Here is a 26,222-nt window from a genome sequence, read left to right as displayed (position 1 = left end):
TGCATAAAAATCTTTGCGAGCATTGCGTAAAAATCTTTGCGACTTTTCGTGAAAAAATGCTGTGAAAATCTGTGTAATCTGTGAGAACTATTGCCCAAATTTCTTCTTTCTCAACCAGAAGAAAATTCCGCCCAAAAGTCCTAAAATTGCCAAAGGTGTAAGCAAATTAAACCATTGCCAGTTGGTTTTTTCTTCGTCTATTCTTCTTCTGTCAAGCAAGCGGGATTCTATATTTCTGTTTCTGAGTTCTATGAGATTAGAATCATCGAGAAGCCAATCTAAGCAGTTTCTCAAAAATTGTTCGTTTCCGTAGAGTTGGTCGGTTAATAAATCTGCTCCTAAAGGTAAGTTTTGACCTTTCATCATTTGATTTCGGCCAATATCACCATCAGAAATAACAATCATTTTATTGTTTTCAGACACTTTATTTTTGAAATTATGGAAACCGTTTTTCTCACTTCTATTCGCATAAGCAGAAGTAAATTTACCTTCTAAACTCACCGCAAAAATCTTCGGAGTAGTAGGTTTCTCCATCACAGAAAGACTGTCAAGATTCGCCATTTCTGAGAGTTCTACATAATTAGGAACCGACTTAGCAGTGGTTCTTTCACTCGATTCGTAAAGCACTTGAGTTTTGATGTTTTTTCTTCCTAAGGTATCAATTGCAGTTGGGAATTCAAATTTTACAGGATTGATGTTTTTGGTAATCGGATTGTTATTTTCATTAATTCCCAAAGGAAAATAAGGCCAAATTAAGTTGGTGTATTGAGGATTTCCTGCTACTTCGCCAACTTGCAATCTAATCAAAGCAGATTTTTGGAAATCTTTAATCAAAGGCGCATTGATTCTCACGCCATAATTAAAGAAAAAATCGGTCATATTGATGTCGATAGGATATGCCATGAGTTTTTTCTTGGTCATCAAAGTATCCATTTCTGCATTCACGGCGTCAATCATCCAAAGTGTTTTTCCTCCGTTCATAATGTATTGGTCTAGAATCACTTTTTCGCCATCAGTAAAGGCTTTTCTAGGCTTTGCAATCACCAAAGCATCCATTCTTTCTAAATTCGGAAGATCTTCTAAAGTCAACTCTTTTTTGTTTACAGGAATTACAGGACCAGCATTGTAATTTTCGAGCGTCATGTCCATAAAACTACGGAATTCATCTACTCTTAATTCATCTTGATTCACCAAAACACCTACATTTTTCTTTTGATCTGCTACCAAAGATTTAATGGTAGAAGCGAAGTTAAATTCCAGATTTTCAATAGATTTGGTTAATTGTTCCGCTGCATCTATTCCCATTTGATTGGTAATGAGCGAAATAGAAGTTCCGTAACCTTTATATTTCAGCGCTGCATAAGGGAAAAGCACAATTTGAGAAACTTTCCCGTCTTTCATATCAGGCAACATAGAAGGTTGCATTCCCATTGCTTGAAGCGTGTCTTGAGACATTTTGGTCGAAATAGGATCGATAAATTTGTAATCAATTTTTGGATTGATTTTCCTGAATTCTTCCAAAAGAAACTGCGTTTCGTTCTGCAATTGCTTAAAACTTGCTGGAAAATCACCTTCCAGATAAACTTCTACAGTCAGTGGTTCTTTTACAGATTTCAGCGTTTCTACCGTAGCATCAGAAAGGGTGTAACGCTTCTCTTTAGTCAAATCAAAACGATAAGAAAATACCCCGAAAATCCCTAATAATAGGATAATGGCTAGAGCAATTATAAAAATATTTTTATTGTTGGTTGATTTCAAATTTTTATACATTTTATTTTGAAACTATTATTTTAAACTTTGCAATGGTTTTATAATCAAAAATGATTTCTATATAATTTAATTTTTCGTTATCAGCAGTCATATCAAATGAAAAAGTATTTTGTACTTGTTGATAATCAATAAATTTTTGTTTTTCTATAGCTTTTTTATCCAATTCTTTTTTTCCTTTTATGGTTTTCCAAATACTTGGATTTTTATAAAGATTGGAGTTAACTTGAATTTTATCTACCAATTCATCATACGTAAATTCAAATTTTATTTTTTCTCCTTTTTTTACATTTACGATTCCCGATTCTGGTTTTGTAAATCTTAAATTGGGCATTTCAGATGCTTCAATATAAGGCTGATTTTTATAATATTCCATAGAAATTCCAGTGTCATTCATCCAATTTCTATCTTTTGGAAAGTGATTTCTAAAAAAATCTTTATTTTCGGTCAACCAATAGTAATCATTATAATGTTTAACGAAACTATTTAGCTTTCCTTTTTTATTTTTAGTGCAGTAACCTGAAGCCCAAGTTGCGTCTACATTATAATATTTATTATCAATTCTAATAACATTCCAAGCGTGGTCTAGAATTCCCATATTTCCTATTTGATACGGAGAATTTTTGATGTAACCCTCTACAATTGAACAATTGAGATTGGCCATATCACACATTCGCTTGAATAACTTGGAATAGCCATCACAAATTGCAATTTTTTTGCTTAAAACTCTATCAATAATCTCATTATTTAATTTCGCCAACTTCTTTTCACAATCTTCTTTTCCCTTGCATTTCATCTTAACTGGTTTTCGGTTTTGGTTATATGTTTTATAATCGTAACCAATATTGTGAGTGATCCAAATGAAAATGGCTCTATATTTTTCTTCTTCTGTTTTACAACTTTTGGTTAAACGATTCACCAATTCAGGTAAATTATCTTCATATTTAATCATTTTTGCTAAAGAATCAAGGTCTTTAAAGTTTTGATTTTCTTTAGTTTGAGAAAAAGAAATCAAGCCAACAAGTGTAAAAATGAATATGAAAAACCTTTTACTCATTATTTCTTCTTCCCTACAAAATATTTAGCCAAAAACAAACTCAATCCAATCACCAACAAGAAGTAAAACACATCTTGGGTATCAATCAAACCTCTTGTAAATGCCATAAAATGATGATAAAAACCAAGATTTTGAAGCAAATAATCTGCGCCTCCCAATAATTTGAAATTGGCCAATTGTTCTATTCCAAAGTATAAGATGAAATTCAAGAAAACGCCCAATAAATAAGCCATAATTTGATTCGTGGAAAGTGAACTTGCCAAAATCCCAACCGCAGAAAATGCAGCAATGAGAAGAATAATCCCGAAATAGCTTCCTAATGTTGCTCCCAGGTCTAAATTTCCTGCTGGAACGCCTAAAACGTAAACAGAGTAGAGGTAAACCAATGAAGGAAGTAAACATAAAATCCCAACCAAAAATACCGCGAAAAACTTCCCTGAAACAATTTCAGAAATTTTGATGGGTTGAGAAAAAAGCCATTGCAAAGTGCCATTTTGTTGTTCCTCGGCAAAAGATTTCATGGCTAATGCTGGAATAATGAACAAAAATAGCCACGGCGAAAGCGTGAAAAAGCTCTGCAAACTGGCTGTTCCGATTTCTAGAATATTGAAATCATTCTCGAAAAAAAATAAAAATAAGGCAGAAATCAAAGAAAATGCACCGATGATAATCCATGCACTCCAATTCCCGAAATAACTCCAAAGTTCTTTTTTTAGTATAGCAATCATACTTTTATCAATTTTTGCTTCGCAAGTCAATTTATTTTATAGTGAATTGCTTTGCGTTAATTTTTTAATTCACTTTTCACAGCGTAGCGAATTTACTATTCACTTTTTTTCTTATTCACCAATTTTACCGTCATCATAATCACCAACACAATAACGAAAAATCCTGTAATTAATTGCCACCAATTTTCAATGGTCAAAGATTTTAAAATTACTGTGAAAACCACTAAAAATAGTAGAAATGTTGCAATTTCATTGGCTTGTCTTAATTTGAGATTGGCGGTTTTTAGTTCACCGTTTTGTAGTTTTTTTATTTCTAATACTTTTTTCCAAGACCAATAATGGTAGATGAAAAGTCCTATGAGAAAGGCTATTTTCAACTGAAACCAAGACATTTGTAAAAGTGTAGGGTTCATTAAAATTAAAATTGTTCCAAAAATCGTCATCAAAACAAAAGCAGGAACCGTGATAATATTCCATAATCTTCTTGCCATAAATACATATTGCTCACGTAGAATTTCCTTTTTAGGACTTTCGAAAGCATCAGTGTCTTTGTAATACACAAAAATTCTTACGAGATAAAAAATTCCCGCAAAATAACTCACCATAAAGATGATGTGCAGCGCTTTTATGATTAAATAAGTCATGGTAATTTACGATTTACGATTTACGATTTATGATTTACGATTTATAATTTTTCTAACATCTAACATCCAACATCCAACATCCAACATCTAACATCTAACATCTAACATCTAACATCTAACATCCATCATTCAAACTGTATATACACCTTATCACCCACTTTTAAACCAAAAAGCGAATTGGCGCCATTGTTTTTTGTACCTTTATAAATGGTGATTTCTAATAAATCTTGACCATTAAAAAGAGCAGAAGCTTTGCCATGATATTCGTTTTCTTTTTCCCAATCTGTCACGATGTCTGTGTATTTACGGTTGATGTTTTTCAGTAAAATATTTCGAATGTTAATTTCAAAATTATTGAAATTCACCATTGTTTTATCAAAAATTAATTTGCTGATATTGGTTACGCAATTCCCGAAATTATCAATGTACATCACCTCGCCAATCAGCATTTTCTCAGGTTCATTAAAATAAGGTTTTGCAAAAGTAGTACACTTGTAATGCTTAATTTTTCTGCCGATGAGTTCTGGCAAACCACCTTTGGTCAAATGTGCTGCGACGGGAACGAAAATATCCACACTGGCAAATTTCACTTCGTCGTCAAAACGATTATTGATGGTGATTTCGTAAATGGCTTCTGGTTTTTGGTCAAAAAAAGTGAGGCTCATCAATCCATTGTCAGCAGTAATGAAATAATGCCCATCCATTTTTACCAAAAGATTTTTGCGGTCTTTGTGAAAAAAACTGTCCACTGAAACAATGTGCACACTCTCTTTAGGGAAATGTGCGTAAGCATTTCTAAGAATATAAGCGGTTTGGATAAGATTATACGCTCCAATTTCATGGGTAATATCAATAATTCTAGCATCTGGATTAAGCTGGAGAATGCTGCCTTTAATGGCTGAAACTCTGTGGTCTAGATTTCCATAATCTGATGTAAGGGTAATTATTGGCATTTTTAATAGTAAAAATTTGAAAAAACAAAGATATTGCTTATTTTTGGTAAGATAAAATTTTTAAAAATATAAACAATTTGTACGAAATCACTTACGAACTCACGGGAATAGACACTAAAACATTTTATGGTGTTAATAATCAGTATTTTAATTTGCTGAAATCTTCTTTTCCTACGCTGAAAATCACTGGGAGAGACAATTTTATTTTTGCAATGGGAAATCAAGAAACGCTAGATGTGCTCAAGCAAAAATTAGATGATATTGTGAGTTATATTTCCACCAATAATTCTATTGGACTTAAAGATTTAGAAAATATTCTCAAAATAAAAAGTGAGGAGGAAAAACAATTGGTTTTTGACCAAGATATCATTGTAAAAGGGGTAAATGGTAAAGTCATCAAAGCGAAAACCACCAATCTTAAAAAATTGGTCAAAGAAAGTGAAAAGAAAGACATGGTTTTTGCCATAGGTCCTGCAGGAACAGGGAAAACTTATACCAGTGTAGCATTGGCAGTGAGAGCATTGAGAGATAAAGAAGTCAAAAGAATTATTTTAACCAGACCTGCAGTAGAAGCAGGGGAGAGTTTAGGATTTTTACCTGGCGACTTGAAAGAAAAGCTCGATCCTTATTTACAACCGCTGTATGATGCGTTGAGAGATATGATTCCTCACGAAAAATTAGAAGGTTTTATCGAGCGCAAAGTGATAGAAGTGGCTCCATTAGCTTTTATGAGAGGGAGAACGTTAGATGAAGCTTTTGTTATTCTAGATGAAGCGCAGAATACCACACATTCTCAAATGAAAATGTTTCTGACGAGAATGGGCATGAATGCTAAATTCATTATCACTGGAGATCCAAGTCAGGTAGATTTACCGCCAAAACAACATTCTGGGCTAAAAGAAGCGATGAGAATTCTAAAAGGAGTTCATGAAATAGGTTTTGTACATCTTACCGAAGAAGATGTGGTAAGACACCCTGTAGTGAAAAAAATTATCTTGGCTTACAACGCCGAAGAAAAAAGACAAAGAGAAGAATAACAAATATTTACAGAAAAAATATAGTTAGAAAAGCGAAATAAAATTCGCTTTTTTTTATTAATTTTTCTAAAAAGTGAAAATAATTCATAAAATTCTTGATGGTTTAGTTTATTTTTTTTAATTTAGTTTCTGTTAATTATATACTAATAGATCATGAAAAAATTATTCTTAGTAGGTGCATTAGCACTTTTTGGAGCGATGAATGCTCAAACAGGGAATGTTAAAGTAGGAGCTCATTTGGGTATTACTACTGGAGATTTCGATCCTTTATATGGTTTAAATGCAGGAGTAGATCTAGGTTACTCTTGGAAACTACCGTCTAATTTTGAAGTAGGATTAGCAACAGGTTATTCTAATTATTTTCCAAAATCTGATTTTAAAGATATTGGAGGAAAAAGTATGGGAGTGATACCTATTGCTGCTTCTGGTCAATATAATTTTGATGGAGGATTTTTCTTGGGTACAGATTTAGGTTATGGAGTTTTACTATATGATGGAGATTCTGACGGAGGTTTCTATTATCAGCCAAAAGCAGGATACAGAATGAATAATGTAGATTTAATTTTATCTTATAAAGGCGTATCAAAAGATGGTTCTTCTTTAAGTTCTGTTAATTTTGGTGTTGCGTTTAATGTAGGTAAATAGACTTTTATTTAATTAACTATAATCCCGTTTATGCGGGATTTTTTTTAAAAAACTTATATCATTATGAAAAAATTATTTTTAGTAGGTGCGTTAGCACTTTTCGGAGCGATGAATGCTCAAGTCAATTTTGGAGCAAAAGGAGGTTTAACAGTTGCCCATCTTACAGCAGAATATGATGGGGAGACGGGTAATTCTGATTCTAAAATCTCACCTTACATCGGACTTACAATGGAGGTTCCTATGAGTCAAAATTTAAAATTTCAGGCAGAAGCGCTCTACACTGTTTTAGGAGGTACAGATGATACAGATGGAATTAAATCAGAATTTAAAATTCCAGAATTAATAATTCCCCTTTCTTTAAAATATCAAACTAATGAAAAATTTTATATTCAAGGAGGATTAAACTTAGGTTTTATTACAGGTCCTAAAGTGTCTCAGGAATCAGTAGAAGTGAAAGCTGATGAAATTTTTAAATCTTTTGATTTAGGAATTTTATTAGGATTAGGTTATAGAATTGCCCCAAAACTAGATTTAGATGCGAGATTTAATGTAGGAGCATCTAATGTTTCAGATTTTGGTGAGGGAATAAAAATGAGAAATAATTATTGGCAAGTAGGCCTTAATTATTGGTTCAAATAACACAAAAAACGCTCCAATTTTTGGAGCGTTTTTTATATAAATATTTTTAAGACTATTTCCCGAAAAGGTTGCCGCCCATTCCTGGCATATTAGGCATTCCTTTGCTCATCATTTGCATGAGTTGTTTTCCTTGAGGACCTTGCATCATCTTCATCATTTTGCCCATCTGTTCGAATTGTTTCATCAGTGCATTTACATCTTCTAATTTTCTGCCTGCACCTTTAGCAATTCTTTTTTTACGGTTCATATCAATCACAGAAGGTCTTCTCCTTTCTTCTGGAGTCATAGAATAAATAATGGCTTCAATGTGTTTGAAAGCGTCATCATTAATGTCTACATCTTTTATGGCTTTTCCTACACCTGGTAACATTCCCATTAAGTCTTTCATGTTACCCATTTTTTTGATTTGGTTAATCTGCGTTAAGAAATCATCAAAACCAAATTCATTTTTAGCGATTTTTTTATGAAGTTTTTTAGCTTCTTCTTCGTCAAATTGTTCTTGAGCTCTTTCTACTAAGGAAACTACGTCTCCCATTCCTAGAATTCTGTCTGCCATTCTTTCTGGGTAGAACAGGTCTAGAGCTTCCATTTTTTCGCCGGTCGAAATAAACTTAATCGGTTTGTTAACTACCGAACGAACAGTAAGCGCAGCACCACCTCTGGTATCGCCATCTAATTTAGTTAGAACTACACCATTGTAATCTAAGACGTGGTTAAATGCAAGAGCTGTATTTACCGCATCTTGTCCCGTCATGGCATCTACTACGAAAAGGGTTTCGGTAGGTTTTACGGCTTGGTGAACGTTTCTGATTTCGTTCATCATGGCTTCATCTATCGCAAGACGACCTGCAGTATCTATAATCACTACATCATGCTTGTTTTCTTTAGCAAACTGAATAGCTTTTTGAGAAATTTCTACAGGATTTTTATTTTCGATTTCTTTGTAAATGGTTACGCCTACTTGGTCTGCAAGAACCGTTAACTGGTCTATTGCAGCAGGTCTGTAAACATCACAAGCAACCAATAAAGGGTTTTTGCTTCTTTTTTGTTTTAAATAGTTGGCGAGTTTTCCAGAAAAAGTAGTTTTACCAGAACCTTGTAACCCAGCAATTAAAATAATGGTAGGCTTGTCAGAAAGATTGATGCCTTCCTGAGTAGTACCCATCAATTCTACCAATTCATCATGTACAATTTTGGTCATCAATTGCCCTGGAGTAATAGAGGTAAGCACGTTTTGTCCCAGTGCTTTGTCTTGAACTCTTTTGGTAAGGTCTTTGGCTACTTTGTAATTAACATCGGCATCTACTAGAGCACGGCGAATTTCTTTTACCGTCTCTGCTACGTTAATTTCTGTAATTTTTCCGCGGCCTTGAATGTTTTGTAAGGCTTTATCTAGCTTGTCCTGAAGACTATTAAACATAGTGAATGATTTTTTAAGATGTGCAAAAATAAGGAATTTTGTTGACTTGTTTCTCTAACTCCTAAAAGATTTGTAAACCAATAGAATAAAATTTATTGATTTTTACCTTTTGAAAAATCTAAATCAAGAGAAATACGTTTTTTAAAAAGAAAAACAAAAAAAACGACTTCCTAAGAAGTCGCTTTCGTGTATATAGAATACCAAAAAGAGATTATGCTAATTTTACTTGAATAGCGTTTAATCCTTTTTGTCCTTGTGTTACTTGGTACACAACTTTGTCATTTTCTTTAATTGTTCTAGTGCTTAAACCAGAAGAATGTACAAAAATGTCATCTCCTCCGTTGTTGGGAGTAATAAATCCGAAACCTTTTGTTTCGTTGTAAAATTTTACGGTGCCTTCTTGCATAGTAATGGGTTTTAAATAGACATTTTTTACAATGTCTTGGTTAATGGATTAAGAAGCAGTAAACCTAAGTTTCTTTTTTCTTAATGGGTAATAGCGCTTTTGCGCAATGTATGGAGTAAAGAGAAATAGTTTTGAAATAGTATTCCAAAGATGATTTCTCGTTATTTGACCAATTCAATGTTGATTGCCGAAAATCCTTTAGCAGATCTTTCTTTCTCGAAAGATACTTTGTGCCCTTTTTTCAGGATTTCTCTTGCATTATTTTGGTGGAAAAACACATTTTCTTTTGAGCGGTCTTCGGTGATAAAACCGTAACCTTTTTCGCTTAAGAAAGTAATGATTCCAGACTTTCTAGTTTCTTCTTCAGGAATAGGAGCAGCTCCTAATTGAATATCGTCTAGAGAAACCTCTTGTCTTTTTTCTGGCGGAGTAGTTGTAATTCTTCCGAACTCATCTACATAGGAAAACATATCTTCTAGTTCTTTTCCTTTGTTGTTGTTCGCTTTACGCTCTTCACGGCGTTGTGCTTTTTCTTTTTGTTTTTGAATTTTTTTCTTAAAGTTTTCTTTTTTTGAGAAAGAATCTGCCATAAATAATGTTCTGTTTGTTTTTTAATGAATGATGAAACCAATAAATATTGGTGTATTGCGTGCTATAAGAAATCTGCTAATTTTATAAACAGAGCGCTTATATCATAAGGGTCAGGGGAATTTCGTCCAGGTTATTTTGCCTTGTTTTGCTTTCAGGGTTATGTGCATCTGTGAGGTGTTATTCTAAAAAGGGACGCTGAAAAAGCAAAAACTGAAAAAGAAATAAAAAAATATTCTAAACTGTAACAGATAGCAAAGGCAGTAACCTATTTTATAAATTATTCTACAAAGGTACACTAAATAAATGACGTGACCTAATGATGAGTTTTTGAGGGAGGATTTCACCATGATTAGGGTTTGGGTTGAATCAGGTGGCAGTCAAAGTGCAGTTTTGTTCGGAAAAAGTACCGTTTTTCCGAAGCTGATTCGAACTTGATTCGAACAAGACTCGAAGGAAGGTGGTAAAAAGGAACACATAGTTAACAAATTAATTTGCTGAAGTTAAAATGTAAATTTTATAAAAAAAAGGTAAAATTTTTTCTTTTTTACGTTTATATAGCATAAAAATAATTTTATGAGTGAACTAATTAATAATCTTAAAAAAGAGTACAAGGAAAGACAAGAAAAACTTATTTATTACTTAATGGCATTAGATGTTTCTTCAATTGGATTTGCATTATATAATGGTAAAAACGATGAATTAAATTATGCTCAGATTTTTGTTTTTATTGCGATATTATGTTGGGCAATAAGTATTTTGAATGCATTTAAATTCATTAAAAAATACCTAAATGCTATATATGATAATATTTCATTTCTTGAAATGGAAAAAGTTAATAACATTGAAATCTGGAAATAAGAGTTTGAAAAAATAATTAAAGAAAAGTATAAAATTACAGGAACTTTTTTTGAAAATATATGGTTGTATTTTGTTGCTGGATCAATCTCATATTTTTTGTATCATCGATTAAATCTTTATTTAAACAGTGTTTAGAATACTTTTTAATTTTCCAAATAATTTCCCCACCAACCTGATCTGCTGTATCTTTGTAGAAAATACTAGAAATTGAATCTTAAAAAATTAGCCGATAAACAGAATGTTTTCTTGTTGCTTTTACTGATAATGGTTTTGGCAGGAAAACTCATTCCTTACCAAGAATCTTACCATCAAATATTTAACTTAGAACAATTCATCGATTGGGGAATTGCGGGGATTTTCCTTTTGTACGGGTTAAAACTCAACTTGAAAGAAGTCCTGAAAGATGTCTCCAATTGGAAGTTGCACCTATTGATTCAAGCGGGAACTTTCATTCTTTTTCCAGCATTGGTTTTGGTTTTTTATCCAATTTTTAAAGATTCGCCATACTTCCAAAGTTGGCTTTCCGTATATTTTTTAGCGTGTTTGCCTTCTACGGTTTCTTCATCGGTAGTGATGGTGTCTATTGCCAAAGGAAATGTGACTTCGGCTATTTTTAATGCATCGGTTTCTGGGCTTATTGGTATTGTAATGACGCCTTTATTGATGGGATTTTTCTTAAATGCTCAAGCTGCCGAAAGTCATCAGTCTGAAATTATCCAACAACTCTTACTCAAAGTTCTTTTGCCGATTATCTTGGGAATTCTGCTCAATCCGATTTTCAAAAATTGGGTAACGAAATACAGTAAAATCATTGCAGAATTTGACCGTCTCATTATTTTACTCATCGTTTACGAAAGTTTTTCAAAAGCATTTATTGAGAGTATTTTTTCTACCGTTCCTTTATTGGTCTTTGTAGTGATTACACTTGCGGCAGTAGCGTTGTTTTTTATCGTATATGAGATTTTAAAACGCATTTCGCATCGATTGGGTTTCAGCAGGGAAGATGTGATTACCACTGCATTTTGTGGCTCCAAAAAATCTTTGGTTCATGGCAGTTTATTTGTGATGATACTAGGGATTCCCGAAGAACAAAAAGTTCTTTTCCTATTGCCCATCATGATTTACCATAGTTTCCAATTGTTCTATGTAAGCGCTCTCGCCAACAAAATCGCAAAAAGCAAAATTTAAAACCAATAAACAATTTATAATACGAAATAACACTATTAAAAAACTAAAATTCATAACCACCATAACCATTATAACCCTCATAACCATTATAACCACCATAACCTCTATAACTTTATAACCTTCCTTAAATTCCCTCATTTTCAAATTTTCAAATTCTCTTATTAACTTTTCTTAAAAAGCTTCTTTCAATGTTAAATCCTCAATCTCCCAAAGATGAGAGTTTTAGATGTTTTCACTCTTTTACTTTTAATGTTTTGGCAAAATAACATTCATTTTTGATTAAAATTTGGTTGACGAATAATTTAAAGAATGTTAAAAGCTTGTTAAAATACTTAACGGTCGCATTAGAATACTTTTGAGCTTAAAAAAAAGTAAAATGCAAAAACGAACACAGCAGATTATTTTATTAGCTGCTCTAGGTCTAGTAAGTGTAACCCATTTACAGGCGCAATCTAAGAAAGCAAAATTAGATTCCGTAAGAAACATAGACGAGGTAGTAGTAACTGCTTTGGGAATCAAAAGACAAGACAAATCCCTAGGCTATGTAGCAGAAAAAGTGTCATCAGAAGAGTTTGAAAAAACACAAAACAACAACTGGGCACAAGCGTTAGAAGGAAAAGTGGCGGGGCTTAAAATCCAAACAGCAGGTGCAGGTCCTCTAGGAAGTGCTAAAATTACCTTGAGAGGAAGTATTTCCATGAATTTGGACAACAATGAAGCGCTTATTGTAGTAGACGGTGTTCCATTGGGTGGAACCAATACTGGTACAGGTAACGCAGCGTATGGTGCAGGTTCTGGAGGTGATTTGCCTGTAGATTACGGTAACAACTTTAACAGTATTAATCCAGATGACATCGAGAATGTAACGATTCTAAAAGGTGCTACTGCTTCTGCATTATATGGTTCTAGAGGTGCAAATGGAGCCATCATGATTACAACAAAATCAGGCAAACAAAAGAACGGAAAAATAAGAGTAACCCTTAATTCTTCTACAAGTTTTGATACCGTTTTGAAATGGCCAGATTGGCAATATGAATACGGTCAAGGAACATTGGCGAAAAATTCAGCAGGTCAGTTTTACTATTCTTATGGCGCTTCAGCTGATGGAGTGAGTACAGGAGGAACCAGTAGTGCATTCGGACCTAAATTTGATGGGCAATATTATTTTCAATATGACCCAACCGTAGAAGGACAAAGTTTAGAAAGACAATTGTGGAGACCTTACAAAGACAATGTTAAAGGTTTTTGGCAAATGGGAACTACCTATTCTAACAGCATCAGTATAGAAAGCTCTAATGATAAAACTTCTTTCCGTACTTCACTAAGCGCAGTAAACAATACGTGGATGATGCCGAATACGGGTTTTGACAGATTTAATTATGCTTTGTCTTTTGACCATAAACTAAGTAAGAAGTTAAGAGTGGCCACTAAATTTGCCTACAATTATACCAAGAGTGATAATTTACCTTCTACAGGATATAACAACCAATCGATTTCTTATTTCATGATTTTCCAAAATCCAAACGTTGATTTGGCTTGGTATGAACCGATTTGGAAGAAAGATAAGTATCAGGTAGACCAGATTCACCCTTTCAGTACCTTTATAGATAACCCTTATCTTATCGCTTATGAAATGCTGAATGGAGTAGACAAAAAATTAATCACAGGAAATATTACCGCAACGTATAATTTCAATAATAACTTTGAAATGATGCTAAGGTCTGGTATTGAAATCACAGATGAAGAAAGAACAACCAAGAGACCTTACAGTTCTGCCAATTACCTTCAAGGATACTATCGCGAACAATACATTAAAAATTCTGAGTATAATACAGACTTACTTTTTACCTATAAAAGCAATTTTGGGAAATGGGGCGTTTCTGCTTCAGCAGGGGGAAATATCAGAGCAAATGAATATGTGCTAAATGATTATAGAGCTATTGGGCTTAGAGTTCCCGGGATTTATCAGTTAACCAATGCAATTTCTCTAAATACAAGAATTGCTCAACCAAATGACAAAGAAACCAACAGTGTTTACGGTTTAGCGTCATTCAATTATGACAATATTTGGTTTGTAGATTTCACCGCAAGAAACGACTGGAGCAGTACTTTACCGAAAGCCAATCGTTCTTATTTCTACCCATCGGTTGCTACCTCTTTAATTCTTTCAGATGTTTTGAAAATGAAGTCGAAAAGCTGGAATTATTGGAAGTTGAGAGCTTCTTGGTCTCAAGTAGGAAACGATACCCAACCGTACAAATTACAACAGTTCTATAATACCAGCGATTTTGTAGGTTCGGCAGAAAACATTGCCAATTTCCAAAATCCTAATCTGAAACCTGAAATGAACCAGAACATAGAAGCAGGGATGGATTTCAGTTTCTTCAAAAATAGATTAACGTATAACGTTACGGTTTATCAAAACAGTACCAAAGACCAAATTGTAAACGTACCGTCTCTTATTGAAACTGGGTATTCTACACGTACTATTAATGCTGGTGAAGTAAGAAATAGAGGGATAGAAATGACTTTGAATGCCTTCCTAGTGAAAAATAAAAATTTCCAATGGAATGTTACCGCAAACTGGTCTATGAATAAAAACAGAATCATGTCTTTACCGGCAGAATTCCAAGGGGAACCATATACCATGGGAAGCGTAGGAGGAGTAGTATTCTTTAATGCAGTAGTTGGAGGTTCTCTAGGAGATATGTACGGATATAAATTACAGTACGCTCCATATGGTCAAGTGATTTTTGGTAGCGATGGTCTTACTGCCAAATCTACAGAAATAGAATATGTAGGAAATGCCTATGCAAAATGGAGAGGAGGTTTACAAAACGCTTTTAAATACAAAAACTTTTCTTTAAGTTTCTCTTTTGACGGGCAATACGGAGGTAGAGTTTACTCACAGTCTCACCATAAAATGTCTGAACAGGGAAAACTTACCCATACTTTGGTAGGTAGAGATAATCCAAACGGAACGATTGTAGGAGTAGGAGTGGTACAAAATCCAGATGGATCTTTCTCTCAGAATACCAAAGCGGTAACCCTTACTTCTTATTATGCAGATTATTATAGAAGAGCCAATGTGGAAACCAACTCATTTGATGCATCTTATCTGAAATTAAGAGAAGCCAATATCACATTCTATTTCCCTAAACCAATCGTGCAGTCGCTGAACATGTCAGACTTAAGTTTATCCTTATTTGGTAGAAACCTTTGGATGTGGACGAAATTCCCATTATTTGACCCAGAAGCAGCTACATTGAACGATTCATCAATTACTCCGGGAGTAGAAATAGGGCAACTTCCTACTGCCCGTACTGTAGGAATTCAACTTAATGCTAAATTCTAATCGACAACTATGAAAAATATATGGATAAAAGCAGTAGCGTTCTGCGTAATTTCTCTAGCCGCTACTTCTTGCAGCAGGTCTTTTGAGGAAATCAATACCGATACCAGCAAGATTATAGAGCCTACACCTGCCAGTTTATTGGCACCAATTCAATACAATATGGCTGCTAATGCTTATTTGAGAGCCAATGATTTCACTTTTGATATCATGCAGATTGCAATAGATTTTCCAGGAGAAGGAAATAATATTTCAAGATATTACGTAACCGAATCTACAGGAAACTCTTATTGGAATACTTCTTATAAATGGCTGATGCAAGTAAAACAAATGCAAGATTTGGCGGTTCAGCAAAACAATAAAAACTATCAGGCGATTTCGATGGTGATGAACGCTTGGTTATATTCTAACCTTACCGATACTTTCGGAGATATTCCGTTTTCTGAAGCTTCTAGAGTGGAAGAAGGCATCACTCAGCCGAAATTCGATAAACAAAAAGACATTTACGTAAAATTATTAGACGATTTAAAAGCAGCAAATGCTCTTTTTGTAACCAATACTACTTTAGCAGGACAAGATTTATTCTACAATGCGAATAATGATGTCAATGGAATTACGAATTGGAAAAAATTCTGTAACACGTTATCGTTAAGATTGTTAACCAGAATTTTAAAGAAAAATGGGGAAATAGATGTCTATGCAAGAATTCAAGAAATAGTAAACAATCCTACCGTTTACCCCATCTTTCAGAGCAATGCTGAAAGTGCCTTGATGAACGTTACAGGCGTAGCGCCTATGCTTCCGCCATTGGCAAGACCTCAAGATTTTACTTCTTATAGAGCGGTAGGGGAGTTTTTTGTGAATACATTGAATGATAACAAAGATCCTAGAATGGCGCAGTTTTTCACGCAAGCAAAAAATTTAAGCAATAACCAAAATATAGGGTACAAAGGTGCTCCAGTTGCTTACATGAACGGAACTACGTTCACGTATCAACCGTCTAACTTTAACCAGAATTTAGCTAAAGCTCCGCTTAAAGTCTTGATTCTACCGTATGCAGAATTGCAGTTCATTCTTTCGGAATTAGCATTCAAAGGAATTATCACAGGAAATGCTCAAACCTATTATGAAAACGGGGTAAAAGCAGCCATCGAACAATGGGGAGCTGTGGTTCCAGCCAATTATTTTGCAAATCCTAAAGTGGCTTATGATGGAACTTTAGAAAGAATTATGTTGCAGAAATATGTTGCGCTATTCTTTGTAGACCAACAACAGTGGTTTGAACAAAAAAGAACAGGTTACCCAGTTTTACCCAACAATGGCGGATTATTAAATGACGGTAAAATGCCTCAGAGATTATTATATCCTACGCAACCAAAAATTTTGAACAGTGCCAATTATAACGCAGCAGTTCAATCTTTAGGAGGAGATAATATCAACGTTAAAGATTGGTGGAATCAATAAAAAAATAAAAAAAGAATACATTTTTTACAAGTGATGATTAGCTTTGTAAAAGATTTGTAACGATATTCAATATGAAAAAATTAATTCTTTTGGCCACTTTGGTAGGCGCTAATTTTTACCACGCACAGACTCAAGTGATTGCACACAGAGGTTTCTGGAAAACCAATCCTACAACTGCTGAAAATTCTATTGCAGCGCTTAAAAATGCTCAAAAATTGAAAGTGTATGGCAGTGAGTTCGATGTGAGAATGACCAAAGATGGTGTTTTGGTTATCAACCATGATGAACACATCAATGGAGTTGAAATTGCCACTTCAGATTTTAAAAGTTTGAAGAAACAGAAATTATCAAACGGCGAAAACCTATCTACTTTAGAAAAGTATTTGAAGCAAGGCAAAAAATCTGAGGTAAAGCTTATCCTTGAGATTAAACCCGCCAAAACTCCAGAATTGGAAACCGAAATGGTAAAAAAAACGCTGGCAATGGTAGAAAAATTTCACTTGCAAAATCAGACGGAGTACATCTCGTTTAGTCTGCATATTGCCAAAGAATTAAAAAAGCAAAATCCTAAAGCTTTGGTGCAATATCTCGCAGGTGATCTTTCGCCACAAGAGATTAAAAATTTAGGAATTGATGGCGTAGATTATCATTATAATGTATTCTTAGAAAAACACCAAGATTGGATAGAACAAGCCAAAAATTTGGGTGTTATCACGAATGTGTGGACCGTAAATGACCCAGAAATCTATAAAAAATTGTATGATGCTGGTGTGCAATTCGTAACCACCAATACACCAGATGTATTTTTAAATATCAATAAATCCAGAGAATAGCTTCATAACCATTGAATATGCTCTCATAAAATTACAAATCAACAAATGAAACAATCATTTTTAATGCTTTTCTTGTGCGCTGCATTTTCTTTTGCACAGCAACAAGCAACAGGATATGTCTTCGAAGACGCCAACAAAAACGGTATCAAAGACCGTAAAGAAAAAGGAATTGCCAACGTTTCTGTTTCTAATGGAGTAGACGTGGTAAAAACAGACGAAACGGGAAAATATATCTTGCCTGTAGAAAATGACAACATTATTTTCGTCATCAAACCAGCCAACTATGCTACGCCGAAAAGCAACACGCAATTGCCTCAATTCTACTACATTCACAAACCTGAAGGTTCGCCAAAAGACATGAAATATGCAGGCGTAAAACCTACAGGAAAATTGCCAAAAGAAATCAACTTTCCACTCTACGCACAAAAGGAAAACACACAGTTCAAAGTACTGGTGTTTGGTGATCCTCAACCGTATGATGAAAAAGAAATTGATTATTTCAGAAGAGGAATCATCAATGAGGTGAAAAACAATAAGAAAGATGCGGTTTTTGGCATCAGTTTAGGAGATCTGGTTGGAGATGATTTGAGTTTACACCCGCATTATATTGATGCGGTTAAAGAAATCGGTTTGCCTTGGTACAATGTGATGGGGAATCACGATATGAACTACGAAGCGAAAGAGGATAAACTGTCAGACGAAACTTTCGAAGCGAATTTTGGCCCGAATAATTACGCTTTCAATTATGGCAATGTACACTTCATCGTTTTAGATGATATTCTTTATCCAGATCCTAGAGATGGAAAAAGCTATTGGGGCGGTTTCAGAAAAGACCAGTTGGATTTTGTAGAAAACGACTTGAAAAACGTAAATCCTAATCAGTTGGTGGTGTTTTCATTTCACATTCAGTTGACGCCAGAAAATGATGGTGACAAACATTTTAGAATGGAAGACAGAAAGAGGTTGTTTGAGATTTTAAAACCTTTCCAAAATGTATTGATGATGTCTGCACACACGCACAAGCAAACCCAATTGTTCTACGGAAAAAAAGAAGGTTGGGAAGGCATCAAGCCGATTCATGAGTTCAATGCAGGAACTACTTCTGGAGATTGGTACTCAGGAACAGCAGATGAATTGGGTGTGCCAAAATCAGTGATGAGAGACGGAACAGAAAGAGGGTATTCTTTTGTGAGTTTCAATGACAATCAGTACGAAATAACGTATAAAGTAGCAGGAAAACCAGAAGATTATCAAATCAATCTTTGGGTGCCGAAAGTGATTCCTTTCAAAACGAAAAATGCAGCAAGAATTGTAGCCAATTTCTTTATGGGAAGCAAACATGATAAGGTGGAATACAGAATAGATAATGGCGAATGGAAAGAAATGGATTATACAGAATCTATAGACCCAGATTACACGAATGATGTATTGAAATGGGATACCACACAAGAACTGTTCACCGGAAGAAGACCGAGTAATCCAGAAGCTTCTAAACATATTTGGTCGGCTCCTTTTTCTAGAAAATTAGAATTGGGAACCCACGAAGTAGAAGTAAGAGCCAAAGACCGCTACGGAAAAACGTACACCACAAAAGCAACTTTTGAAGTGAAAAACTCAACATTGATTCCATAAATGCTAAAAAAACATTGTAAAAAAAAGCCAACGATAAGTTGGCTTTTTTATGTGTTTTGAGGTTGTTGTTTTGAAATTTTTAAATGGGAGTTGTGCAAGAGCTATTTATGTTATCTGTAGTTTATATGAAATTTAACCCATCCTTTGTATTCAAATAGAGAATTTCACCAATTTTATTTTTTTCTGAACCATAAATATGCGAAGTTGAATACTATTCAGTGAAAAAAGTATGTTAATTTTAAATATATTCACTCCTTAGATATAGTTTAACTATTCCAATTAAATAGGGGCTAGACACTTTTGTTTTTCGGTAGCTATATTTATCCATTCAATTTTTAAGTTATTCTGATGCTTTTATTAGACTTTCTAAATTATTTTTAAGTGTAATAATAATATGTTTTTTGCTCTCAAAAAATATTGAGCCAGCGCTCTTTCCTTCACTTTTAACATATAAATATTTCCCTTTTTTTTTATCATAATATTTGTCTATTTTTTTATAATTGATTATTTCTGAATTAAATTTTGGGATTATATAAATTGTTGTTAATGGAGTATTATTAATATCATTAGATGTAGATATAGGTATTGTGTCAATCTTTGAAATTTGGTTTATAGGAATTGAATGTAAAGTTTCAACAAGATTGTTAGCAAAATTACATTCGCATGAATATTCATATTTTTCTAAAAAAGAAATTTCTTTTTTCTCATTTGTGAAATTAATAAATATTTTTTTGTGAACAGAACTAAATCCCTTACACGTATTTCCATTTTCGTCATAGCAATTATTAAATTGGTCTGTCACTTCAATATTTGTTAAGGCTTCTAAATTTTCTTCTACTGTACTTGAAACTTTAATATTCACATTGTTCTTTGGACTAATAAAATCATATGGGTATTGATAATTAGAATCATCAGCATCATTCTTATTACAGCTAGATAAAACAAATGTAATAATTAAGAAAACGTATTTTTTCATTTATTTAATATTTGTTGGCGGTTAAATTACTGCTAATGTTCGCACTAATTTGTGACGTCACAAAGCCAAGTGTTTCTTGGGATTTGAGGATTTTATAAATCAACTTGTTGTGTGAACTTCGGAACTTATTATTTTCTGATAAAGATAAAATTGCTTGTGAAATGCAAAGGTGAGTTTACTACAAAATTCGCAATTGCGCCAAACGTGAATTGGCGGTAGTTTTTTCATTTAGAACGGTAAACATTCTAAATCTTTAAAAATTGGATTGTCATGAGAAATTATTATTATTTCGTTTTTATTGTTTTTTATTATGATTCTATCTTTTTCAACACTTACTAAATTGCCTAAATCGTTATTATTAGAATAGATTGACCATCCTATTTTAAATTCCTTTCCATCGATTGTAAATTCAGAAACGTTGTTTATATAATTTGAACTTCGGTTTTCAACATTACTAATTCTATTTTGAATGTCATTAATTGCTTTCAATATTAAACCTGATTCTTCTGAAAGAACAAATGATTCACTTAATTTTGCGGGTTTAATAGAAAGTAATTGGATTAATGAATTAACATTTCCTTCTTCGTCATTTTCATAAGTTTCCTTAATTGTGTTTGCAATTTCTTTGATTTTACTTTGAACAGAATCTATTCTTAAACTTTCATCATAATCTATCGCTCTTAACCCTTGAATGTCAAATACTCTTCCAGTTTTAAAATCTTTAATTAATGCCACTTTTTTATTGAAAGCCTGTCTTATGCCTAATTCATAGAAAACATTTGGATTTTTTGCACTTAAATCACAAAGAACAAACTCAGATTCTAAAATTTTTTTTAGAATGTCAATTACGATATAATTAGTTTTGATTTCTTCATCAGCTCTTATTGGAATAAATCCGGCTAACTCACAAGCAGGTTTTATTAAATGTTCATAAACTCTTTTAAAATGCCCTTTTTCATATCCTTCTTGGTCAGAAATGGGCATAATTATAAAACATTTTTTTTCTTCACTCATATGTTCGAATTTTACCGGTTTTTTTTAATTAATGCCAACGGTTCTGCGGATTTGTGAAGCTCCACGAAGGAAGTTTACTCCCGTTCGTGGGATTTTGCAATTTCACAGATGTGCGAAGTTCGCCAAGCGAAATAGCGCATCACCCAAATATACAAAAGTTTTGTAAAAAAGTAAATATTTATAAATAAACAGCAAATCTTAAACGTCTTTTTTTAATCTCCTTCAGCATCAAAGTTTAATGGCCATTTAAAAGTATATTTAATTTCCTTTTCAAAGACTTTGGCAACGGTCCATTTTCCTTTTACTTTTTTTACAATAATTTCATGAAATTATTTTTCAAAAGTAGAGTTTTTCCAAGCGTCTATCATTTCCTCTCCACGTTCTGGGTTTAAATACATAATATTCACGGTAAATTCTTTTTTGTCAAACAATCTACTGTACATGATGGCATAAAGAGTAAGATTATTGGGCAAATGAATTTTTATTTCAAAAGTATGAAAGAGTAGACCATTAATTGTTTCTGTAGAAGTTTCTGTATCTATTTTAGCATTAGGAATATTTTCTTTAAATGTTTGATAAAGAGTATTATTCACATGCTTCGTGTTTTCTAAGTAGTCTCCATCAATCGCTGTATCATAGGGTTGATAATTCGCTTCTATAAAATGCATGTCATCTGCTTTATAAACGAATAAAGTTTTAGATTCATTGATGATGTTTTGGCCAGTGGTTTTCTCTATGGCTTTTTCACCTTTTTCTTGAGATTTTGCCCATTCTTCCTCACTTACTTTTACATAATCTTTTGGAATTTCAATAGACCATTTAAAATCTTTACTGTAATAGCGATTGTCTGAATTCTGAGCATACGCATTCTGAAAAATAAGCAAGAAAGCAAATGCTAAAAGGATAAGTTTTTTCATAAAAGAGTAATGTGTAAATTAAATTATTGGAAATCGCTATTGCTGATGTTTTTATTGTAGTATAAATCTACCGTTTTAGCAACTTGGTTTCCGTTTTCTGAAACAAAAATCTGCTTGGTTTCATAAATCAAATCGCCAAATTTTTGGTAATCTTCAAAATAAACCACCGAAAAAGTGTTTTTCTCTGGATTTTCTACCACTTCTGATTTTGCTAAAAGATGAGTGTTTTTGTCGTAGTACAAATAACTCACTTTTCCATTTACTAGAGTAGCTTTTATTTTGTCACAATCTTTTTGATTCACTTTTTCTTCGCCTAAATATTCTAGAGTGTAAAGACTTGGGTCTAAGTAATCTAAACTATTAATGATGTGGCGACGGTAGTTTTTATCTTTGAATTGGGCTGGGTCTGCAATGGTTTTTTGACCATTTATTACGTCATATCCTATTTTTCCGTCATAAAAAGACTTATAAACCACTCTTCCTTGGTATTCTATTTCGAAACTTCCTTTATTGGGAGCCATTTCTTTGGTAATCCAGTATACATTTCTGCCTTCCATTACGGTTTCAGATTTAGAATAAAGGGTTTTGATGTTTTCTAAGAGTTTTCTTCCGCCTTGAGCTTGAATAGATTTTTCAATAATTTGAATGGATTTGTTGGTTTCTGCATTTGAATTTTGAGCCAATAAAGCATTTACCGACAGCAATAATGCGCAAAGCATTGTAGTAAATTTCATGGTGTATAGATTTTAATAATGATAAGTGATAACGACATAAGAGAAAAGGTGAGAAGGTTTTTAGTTTTTATTTTTATAGTCTTCTAACATTTTAAGAATTTCTGGTTGACCAAAATCCTTACAAAAATCAAAAGCAGTGTTTCCTTTATTGTTTTTAAGTTCTAGATTAGGTTTATGTTGTAAAATAAAAGCGACCATATTTCGGTTTCCATTTTCAATACAATACATGAGTGGAGTATCATTATCCTTGTCTTGATTGTCTATATTAGCTCCCTTTTCTAATAGGTATTGAGCAATTTCGGCATGTCCTTTTCCACATGCACTTGCGAAAGGAGTAGCTTTGTCATTAGCTTTGGAGTCTACTTCTGCACCATTTTCTACCAATAGTTTTACAATTTCCGTTCTGCCGTTTCTAGCAGCAAACCGTAATGCAGACCAACCGTTTTGGTCTTTAATGTTGGGATTAGCTTTATTCTCGAGCAAATATTTTACTAATTCATAATATCCTTCTTGGCAAGCCATATGCATAGCAGTCCCTCCGTTTATTAAAGTTTGATTTACATATACTCCTTTGTTAATCAAAATTTTTGCAATTTCTAGGTTTCCTTCGGCAGAAGCTGAAAAAAGAGGGAATATTCCATTCTCACCAGTGGCATTTAGTTTTTTCTTATTTTCGACAAGTTTTTCAACCTTAGCAATATTATTCTCTCTAATGGCTTCTATAAGTTCCTGTGAGTAAGATTTACCAAAGAATAAAATAAATCCTATTAAAGTAAATGTTTTTTTCATTTGAAGTATGCTGTTAATGTTATAAATCGAACAATTTCAAAAAAAGTAGTGGTGAAATTTTATAGAAAAATAAGTTGCCATACTGTTTTCGAGTTTCAATGGTTTAGTTTTGAACAAATATAAGGAAAAGAAGCACAAATTTCATAAAATTATTTCTGCTGATGAGCTATTTTTATACATCATAACGGATTCCTTCCGAATCTAATTAAAAACATTATAACTTCATAGCCTCCATAACCTCATCACTTCATCACCTAATAACATCACCTAAATTTTAAAACATGACATTTGTCATATTTTTTGTCATTCCGCTCAGATTTATATAGTTTTACACCAAATTAAAAACAATGGCTCTACAAGACCCAAATGCTCCGAAAACTCCTGAAGAACAACAGGAAGAGTACAAAAAAAATCCCATGCGCTTGTACGGAATTTATTCTTCCATCGTGTTTCAGATGTTGGCCATCATTGCTTTGGGATTTTGGGGAGGAAAGAAAATTAATGATTATCTAGAATTGCCCAATGATTTATTAACCGTTGCCATCGGATTATCAGGATTAGGATTAGCCTTGTACAGTACCTTAAAACAATTAGAAAACATAAATAAATAATACGCATGAAACAGTCTACCTCTTGGTTATACATTGTTCTATTTATTCTGGTCTTTTTTTTACATTTTGCGATATGGCAACTGTATGTAAATGACTTTCAAGTCATATTTATTCGCTATTATCTTTTCTTAACCATTTTATTTATGATGGTCATCACCATTATGTCTATTGTGAAAAAGATTTATCCAGAGTATATCGGTTTTACTTTTATGGGACTCATGCTCTTTAAGTTGAGTATTATGTTCTTGGTAATGAATAAATTACAATTGTCTGAGGTGCCATATCACAAGTATCATTTTATACCACCTTACTTGGTTTCTTTACTATTAGAAACATTGTTCGCCATCGGTTTATTGAAAGAACAAAAAAATAACTAAATCATGCTTTGTTAATTTGTTTTTTTATCATATTTTTGCAAAACTTTTAAAATAACATAAATCAATGCTGAAAAGAGGAGTTTTATTAATCGGTTTTTTATCTACATTTTCACTTTCTTTAGCGCAACATCACGAAGCTGCAGCAGAAACTAAACCTGCTACAGAAACCAAATTGGTAAGTGCCGAAGAAGCAGAAAAAGAACAAATAAAGAAAGAAAATAAGGAGTTTATAGACCATCACTTGTTAGATGCTCACAGCTTTGATATTATGGTGGAAAAGAAAGCAGACGGTACAGAACACCACATCGGTTTTCCACTTCCTGTTATTTTCTATGATGAAGCAAACGGTCTTCACGCATTCATGAGTTCAGAATTTCACCACGGTAAAGAAATGAAAGATGCTCATGGCAAAAAATACAACGTAGTAGAAAGCAAAGGCGCAAACTACGCTCTTTACCACGAAAAAATTGTGAAAACTGATGCTTCTGGTGCTATTACTTTAGATGACCACGGTCACGCTACCAATGCAAAAGTTTTAGACTTATCTATCACGAAAAGTGTTTTGATGATTTTATGTGCATCATTATTGATGATTGTAATTTTCGGTTCTATGGCTAGAAATTATAAGAAATCACCAATTCCTACAGGTGCAGGTAAATTATTCGAACCACTGGTAATCTTCATCAGAGATGAGATTGCGATTCCAAACATCGGAGCGAAATATCACAAATATATTTCTTATTTATTGACTATTTTCTTCTTCATTTTATTCCTGAACGTATTTGGTTTATTGCCTTTCGGGATTAATGTAACAGGGAATTTAGCCATTACAGCTGCTTTAGCAATTTTTACCTTCATCATTACACAGTTTACGGCAAACAGAAACTATTGGCAACACATCTTCTGGATGCCAGGCTTACCGTTCTTAATGAAATTGGTAATGATTCCTATTGAATTAATCGGGATGGTGATTAAGCCGTTTGCATTGTTAATACGTCTCTTTGCAAATATGTCAGCAGGTCACATCGTAATTATGTCATTAATTGCAATGATTTATTACTTCCAAAATGTAATTGCAGGCGTAGCATTCCCATTCTTAACATTTGTATTGTATTTATTAGAGATATTAGTAGCGTTCTTACAAGCGTATATCTTCACCATGCTATCTGCGGTTTACTTCGGAATGGCAAATGAAGAACACCACCACGAAGAAGCTCATCACTAATAAGAAACAAGTTTAAAGAGCCAAGAGCCAAGTAGAAAGTTATCATTTTGAACTCGAAACTCGGATTTCAAAACTCAAAACATAAAAGTAGAAACTAATTTTTAAAATTATATATTATGGAAATTCCAAAACTAGTAGGTGCAGGTTTAGTAGTAATCGGAGCAGGTTTAGGTATCGGTAAAATCGGTGCTGCTGCTTTAGAAGGTATGGCTCGTCAGCCAGAACAAGCTGGTAAATTACAAACTGCAATGCTTATTGCTGCTGCACTAGTTGAAGGTCTTGCATTTGCTGCATTATTTGCTGTAAACTAAGACTCAAAAAAATAGCACTCACCCGTAACGGTTGGTTACGGGAAGTGTTTTTAA

26 protein-coding genes are annotated in these 26,222 nt (G+C 33.3%); 13 read left to right on the top strand and 13 right to left on the bottom strand.

The genetic code is table 11. The features are described from left to right. Window positions 1-87 precede the first annotated feature (87 nt). The 5 genes from gldG to ACT53I_RS06395 all read right to left on the bottom strand — a co-directional run bounded on the left by gldG (window position 88) and on the right by ACT53I_RS06395 (window position 5,149). Window positions 88-1,758, bottom strand: a complete 1,671-nt coding sequence (gldG, locus tag ACT53I_RS06415; RefSeq protein ID WP_476078944.1) for a gliding motility-associated ABC transporter substrate-binding protein GldG — start codon at window positions 1,756-1,758, stop codon at window positions 88-90. Between the two features lie 13 nt (window positions 1,759-1,771). Then, window positions 1,772-2,719, bottom strand: a complete 948-nt coding sequence (locus tag ACT53I_RS06410) for a transglutaminase domain-containing protein (protein ID WP_476078943.1) — start codon at window positions 2,717-2,719, stop codon at window positions 1,772-1,774. A gap of 104 nt (window positions 2,720-2,823) precedes the next feature. After that, window positions 2,824-3,552: an ABC transporter permease gene (locus ACT53I_RS06405; protein ID WP_476078942.1), complete on the bottom strand. Its 729-nt coding sequence runs from the start codon at window positions 3,550-3,552 to the stop codon at window positions 2,824-2,826. Between the two features lie 95 nt (window positions 3,553-3,647). Continuing rightward, window positions 3,648-4,196, bottom strand: a complete 549-nt coding sequence (locus ACT53I_RS06400; protein ID WP_476078941.1) for a CopD family protein — start codon at window positions 4,194-4,196, stop codon at window positions 3,648-3,650. Window positions 4,197-4,321: 125 nt separating this feature from the next. After that, the gene (locus tag ACT53I_RS06395) at window positions 4,322-5,149 is read right to left on the bottom strand and encodes an SAM hydrolase/SAM-dependent halogenase family protein (RefSeq protein ID WP_104793547.1); all 828 of its coding nucleotides are present in this window, start codon (window positions 5,147-5,149) and stop codon (window positions 4,322-4,324) included. Window positions 5,150-5,226: 77 nt separating this feature from the next. Here ACT53I_RS06395 and ACT53I_RS06390 point away from each other — a divergent pair, with 77 nt between their 5' ends. The 3 genes from ACT53I_RS06390 (at window position 5,227) to ACT53I_RS06380 (ending at window position 7,470) form a co-directional block, all read left to right on the top strand. Then, window positions 5,227-6,186, top strand: coding sequence for a PhoH family protein (locus ACT53I_RS06390; protein WP_371461802.1), 960 nt, complete (start codon window positions 5,227-5,229; stop codon window positions 6,184-6,186). Between the two features lie 153 nt (window positions 6,187-6,339). Further along, the gene (locus ACT53I_RS06385; protein ID WP_476078940.1) at window positions 6,340-6,831 is read left to right on the top strand and encodes a hypothetical protein; all 492 of its coding nucleotides are present in this window, start codon (window positions 6,340-6,342) and stop codon (window positions 6,829-6,831) included. A 63-nt stretch (window positions 6,832-6,894) separates the two neighbouring features. Next, a complete protein-coding gene (locus ACT53I_RS06380) occupies window positions 6,895-7,470 on the top strand; it encodes a porin family protein (RefSeq protein ID WP_476078939.1) in 576 nt (191 codons plus the stop codon). A 52-nt stretch (window positions 7,471-7,522) separates the two neighbouring features. Here ACT53I_RS06380 and ffh read toward each other — a convergent pair whose 3' ends face one another. From ffh to ACT53I_RS06365, 3 genes are all read right to left on the bottom strand, one after another. Beyond that, a complete protein-coding gene (gene ffh, locus ACT53I_RS06375) occupies window positions 7,523-8,890 on the bottom strand; it encodes a signal recognition particle protein (protein ID WP_476078938.1) in 1,368 nt (455 codons plus the stop codon). A gap of 211 nt (window positions 8,891-9,101) precedes the next feature. After that, window positions 9,102-9,296, bottom strand: a complete 195-nt coding sequence (locus ACT53I_RS06370) for a cold-shock protein (RefSeq protein ID WP_069797280.1) — start codon at window positions 9,294-9,296, stop codon at window positions 9,102-9,104. Between the two features lie 161 nt (window positions 9,297-9,457). Next, window positions 9,458-9,886, bottom strand: coding sequence for a cold-shock protein (locus ACT53I_RS06365; protein ID WP_069797279.1), 429 nt, complete (start codon window positions 9,884-9,886; stop codon window positions 9,458-9,460). A 574-nt stretch (window positions 9,887-10,460) separates the two neighbouring features. Here ACT53I_RS06365 and ACT53I_RS06360 point away from each other — a divergent pair. The 6 genes from ACT53I_RS06360 to ACT53I_RS06335 all read left to right on the top strand — a co-directional run bounded on the left by ACT53I_RS06360 (window position 10,461) and on the right by ACT53I_RS06335 (window position 19,214). Further along, window positions 10,461-10,745, top strand: coding sequence for a hypothetical protein (locus ACT53I_RS06360; RefSeq protein WP_476078937.1), 285 nt, complete (start codon window positions 10,461-10,463; stop codon window positions 10,743-10,745). A 207-nt stretch (window positions 10,746-10,952) separates the two neighbouring features. Next, window positions 10,953-11,933 (top strand): bile acid:sodium symporter family protein, encoded by a 981-nt coding sequence (locus ACT53I_RS06355; RefSeq protein WP_476078936.1) that lies wholly within the window; start codon window positions 10,953-10,955, stop codon window positions 11,931-11,933. 376 nt (window positions 11,934-12,309) lie between these two features. After that, window positions 12,310-15,288 carry a SusC/RagA family TonB-linked outer membrane protein gene (locus tag ACT53I_RS06350; protein WP_476078935.1) on the top strand — a complete coding sequence of 993 codons (2,979 nt, stop codon included), beginning with the start codon at window positions 12,310-12,312 and terminating at the stop codon, window positions 15,286-15,288. Window positions 15,289-15,297: 9 nt separating this feature from the next. Further along, on the top strand, window positions 15,298-16,749 hold the full coding sequence (locus ACT53I_RS06345; RefSeq protein WP_476078934.1) for a SusD/RagB family nutrient-binding outer membrane lipoprotein: 1,452 nt from the start codon (window positions 15,298-15,300) through the stop codon (window positions 16,747-16,749). Between the two features lie 71 nt (window positions 16,750-16,820). Continuing rightward, window positions 16,821-17,582, top strand: coding sequence for a glycerophosphodiester phosphodiesterase family protein (locus tag ACT53I_RS06340; protein ID WP_476078933.1), 762 nt, complete (start codon window positions 16,821-16,823; stop codon window positions 17,580-17,582). 45 nt (window positions 17,583-17,627) lie between these two features. Then, complete coding sequence (locus tag ACT53I_RS06335) at window positions 17,628-19,214, top strand: calcineurin-like phosphoesterase C-terminal domain-containing protein (RefSeq protein WP_476078932.1); 1,587 nt, start codon at window positions 17,628-17,630, stop codon at window positions 19,212-19,214. Window positions 19,215-19,554: 340 nt separating this feature from the next. Here ACT53I_RS06335 and ACT53I_RS06330 read toward each other — a convergent pair whose 3' ends face one another. From ACT53I_RS06330 to ACT53I_RS06310, 5 genes are all read right to left on the bottom strand, one after another. After that, the gene (locus tag ACT53I_RS06330; protein ID WP_476078931.1) at window positions 19,555-20,190 is read right to left on the bottom strand and encodes a hypothetical protein; all 636 of its coding nucleotides are present in this window, start codon (window positions 20,188-20,190) and stop codon (window positions 19,555-19,557) included. A 228-nt stretch (window positions 20,191-20,418) separates the two neighbouring features. After that, window positions 20,419-21,204: a hypothetical protein gene (locus ACT53I_RS06325; RefSeq protein ID WP_476078930.1), complete on the bottom strand. Its 786-nt coding sequence runs from the start codon at window positions 21,202-21,204 to the stop codon at window positions 20,419-20,421. Between the two features lie 329 nt (window positions 21,205-21,533). Then, a complete protein-coding gene (locus ACT53I_RS06320) occupies window positions 21,534-22,121 on the bottom strand; it encodes a hypothetical protein (protein WP_476078929.1) in 588 nt (195 codons plus the stop codon). Between the two features lie 23 nt (window positions 22,122-22,144). Further along, window positions 22,145-22,855 carry a hypothetical protein gene (locus ACT53I_RS06315; protein ID WP_371487120.1) on the bottom strand — a complete coding sequence of 237 codons (711 nt, stop codon included), beginning with the start codon at window positions 22,853-22,855 and terminating at the stop codon, window positions 22,145-22,147. Between the two features lie 60 nt (window positions 22,856-22,915). Continuing rightward, entirely contained in the window at window positions 22,916-23,644 is a 729-nt protein-coding gene (locus ACT53I_RS06310; RefSeq protein ID WP_476078928.1) for an ankyrin repeat domain-containing protein, read from the bottom strand. 347 nt (window positions 23,645-23,991) lie between these two features. Here ACT53I_RS06310 and ACT53I_RS06305 point away from each other — a divergent pair, with 347 nt between their 5' ends. The 4 genes from ACT53I_RS06305 to atpE all read left to right on the top strand — a co-directional run bounded on the left by ACT53I_RS06305 (window position 23,992) and on the right by atpE (window position 26,168). Next, window positions 23,992-24,255 (top strand): AtpZ/AtpI family protein, encoded by a 264-nt coding sequence (locus tag ACT53I_RS06305; protein ID WP_476078927.1) that lies wholly within the window; start codon window positions 23,992-23,994, stop codon window positions 24,253-24,255. A 5-nt stretch (window positions 24,256-24,260) separates the two neighbouring features. Beyond that, window positions 24,261-24,632: a hypothetical protein gene (locus ACT53I_RS06300; RefSeq protein WP_274778943.1), complete on the top strand. Its 372-nt coding sequence runs from the start codon at window positions 24,261-24,263 to the stop codon at window positions 24,630-24,632. A gap of 64 nt (window positions 24,633-24,696) precedes the next feature. After that, entirely contained in the window at window positions 24,697-25,857 is a 1,161-nt protein-coding gene (gene atpB, locus ACT53I_RS06295; RefSeq protein WP_476078926.1) for a F0F1 ATP synthase subunit A, read from the top strand. Between the two features lie 116 nt (window positions 25,858-25,973). Continuing rightward, a complete protein-coding gene (gene atpE / locus ACT53I_RS06290) occupies window positions 25,974-26,168 on the top strand; it encodes an ATP synthase F0 subunit C (protein ID WP_012782425.1) in 195 nt (64 codons plus the stop codon). Window positions 26,169-26,222: the final 54 nt, after the last annotated feature.

Source organism: Cloacibacterium sp. DMC96 (genome assembly GCF_056313765.1).
The sequence above is the reverse complement of the archived record's forward strand: the minus strand, read 5'-3'. Positions and strand labels throughout refer to the sequence as shown.

Excerpts from the sequence above, each read along its gene's own strand:
- ACT53I_RS06395 (WP_104793547.1), bottom strand. The coding sequence starts at position 5,149 with ATGCCAATAATTACCCTTACATCAGATTATGGAAATCTAGACCACAGA.
- ACT53I_RS06340 (WP_476078933.1), top strand. The coding sequence starts at position 16,821 with ATGAAAAAATTAATTCTTTTGGCCACTTTGGTAGGCGCTAATTTTTAC.
- ACT53I_RS06345 (WP_476078934.1), top strand. The coding sequence starts at position 15,298 with ATGAAAAATATATGGATAAAAGCAGTAGCGTTCTGCGTAATTTCTCTA.
- ACT53I_RS06360 (WP_476078937.1), top strand. The coding sequence starts at position 10,461 with ATGAGTGAACTAATTAATAATCTTAAAAAAGAGTACAAGGAAAGACAA.
- ACT53I_RS06350 (WP_476078935.1), top strand. The coding sequence starts at position 12,310 with ATGCAAAAACGAACACAGCAGATTATTTTATTAGCTGCTCTAGGTCTA.
- ACT53I_RS06310 (WP_476078928.1), bottom strand. The coding sequence starts at position 23,644 with ATGAAAAAAACATTTACTTTAATAGGATTTATTTTATTCTTTGGTAAA.
- atpE (WP_012782425.1), top strand. The coding sequence starts at position 25,974 with ATGGAAATTCCAAAACTAGTAGGTGCAGGTTTAGTAGTAATCGGAGCA.
- ACT53I_RS06325 (WP_476078930.1), bottom strand. The coding sequence starts at position 21,204 with ATGAGTGAAGAAAAAAAATGTTTTATAATTATGCCCATTTCTGACCAA.
- ACT53I_RS06335 (WP_476078932.1), top strand. The coding sequence starts at position 17,628 with ATGAAACAATCATTTTTAATGCTTTTCTTGTGCGCTGCATTTTCTTTT.
- ACT53I_RS06385 (WP_476078940.1), top strand. The coding sequence starts at position 6,340 with ATGAAAAAATTATTCTTAGTAGGTGCATTAGCACTTTTTGGAGCGATG.
- ACT53I_RS06410 (WP_476078943.1), bottom strand. The coding sequence starts at position 2,719 with ATGATTAAATATGAAGATAATTTACCTGAATTGGTGAATCGTTTAACC.
- ACT53I_RS06300 (WP_274778943.1), top strand. The coding sequence starts at position 24,261 with ATGAAACAGTCTACCTCTTGGTTATACATTGTTCTATTTATTCTGGTC.
- ACT53I_RS06365 (WP_069797279.1), bottom strand. The coding sequence starts at position 9,886 with ATGGCAGATTCTTTCTCAAAAAAAGAAAACTTTAAGAAAAAAATTCAA.
- ACT53I_RS06400 (WP_476078941.1), bottom strand. The coding sequence starts at position 4,196 with ATGACTTATTTAATCATAAAAGCGCTGCACATCATCTTTATGGTGAGT.
- ACT53I_RS06315 (WP_371487120.1), bottom strand. The coding sequence starts at position 22,855 with ATGAAATTTACTACAATGCTTTGCGCATTATTGCTGTCGGTAAATGCT.
- atpB (WP_476078926.1), top strand. The coding sequence starts at position 24,697 with ATGCTGAAAAGAGGAGTTTTATTAATCGGTTTTTTATCTACATTTTCA.
- ACT53I_RS06305 (WP_476078927.1), top strand. The coding sequence starts at position 23,992 with ATGGCTCTACAAGACCCAAATGCTCCGAAAACTCCTGAAGAACAACAG.
- ACT53I_RS06370 (WP_069797280.1), bottom strand. The coding sequence starts at position 9,296 with ATGCAAGAAGGCACCGTAAAATTTTACAACGAAACAAAAGGTTTCGGA.
- ACT53I_RS06330 (WP_476078931.1), bottom strand. The coding sequence starts at position 20,190 with ATGAAAAAATACGTTTTCTTAATTATTACATTTGTTTTATCTAGCTGT.
- ACT53I_RS06405 (WP_476078942.1), bottom strand. The coding sequence starts at position 3,552 with ATGATTGCTATACTAAAAAAAGAACTTTGGAGTTATTTCGGGAATTGG.
- ffh (WP_476078938.1), bottom strand. The coding sequence starts at position 8,890 with ATGTTTAATAGTCTTCAGGACAAGCTAGATAAAGCCTTACAAAACATT.
- ACT53I_RS06320 (WP_476078929.1), bottom strand. The coding sequence starts at position 22,121 with ATGAAAAAACTTATCCTTTTAGCATTTGCTTTCTTGCTTATTTTTCAG.
- ACT53I_RS06380 (WP_476078939.1), top strand. The coding sequence starts at position 6,895 with ATGAAAAAATTATTTTTAGTAGGTGCGTTAGCACTTTTCGGAGCGATG.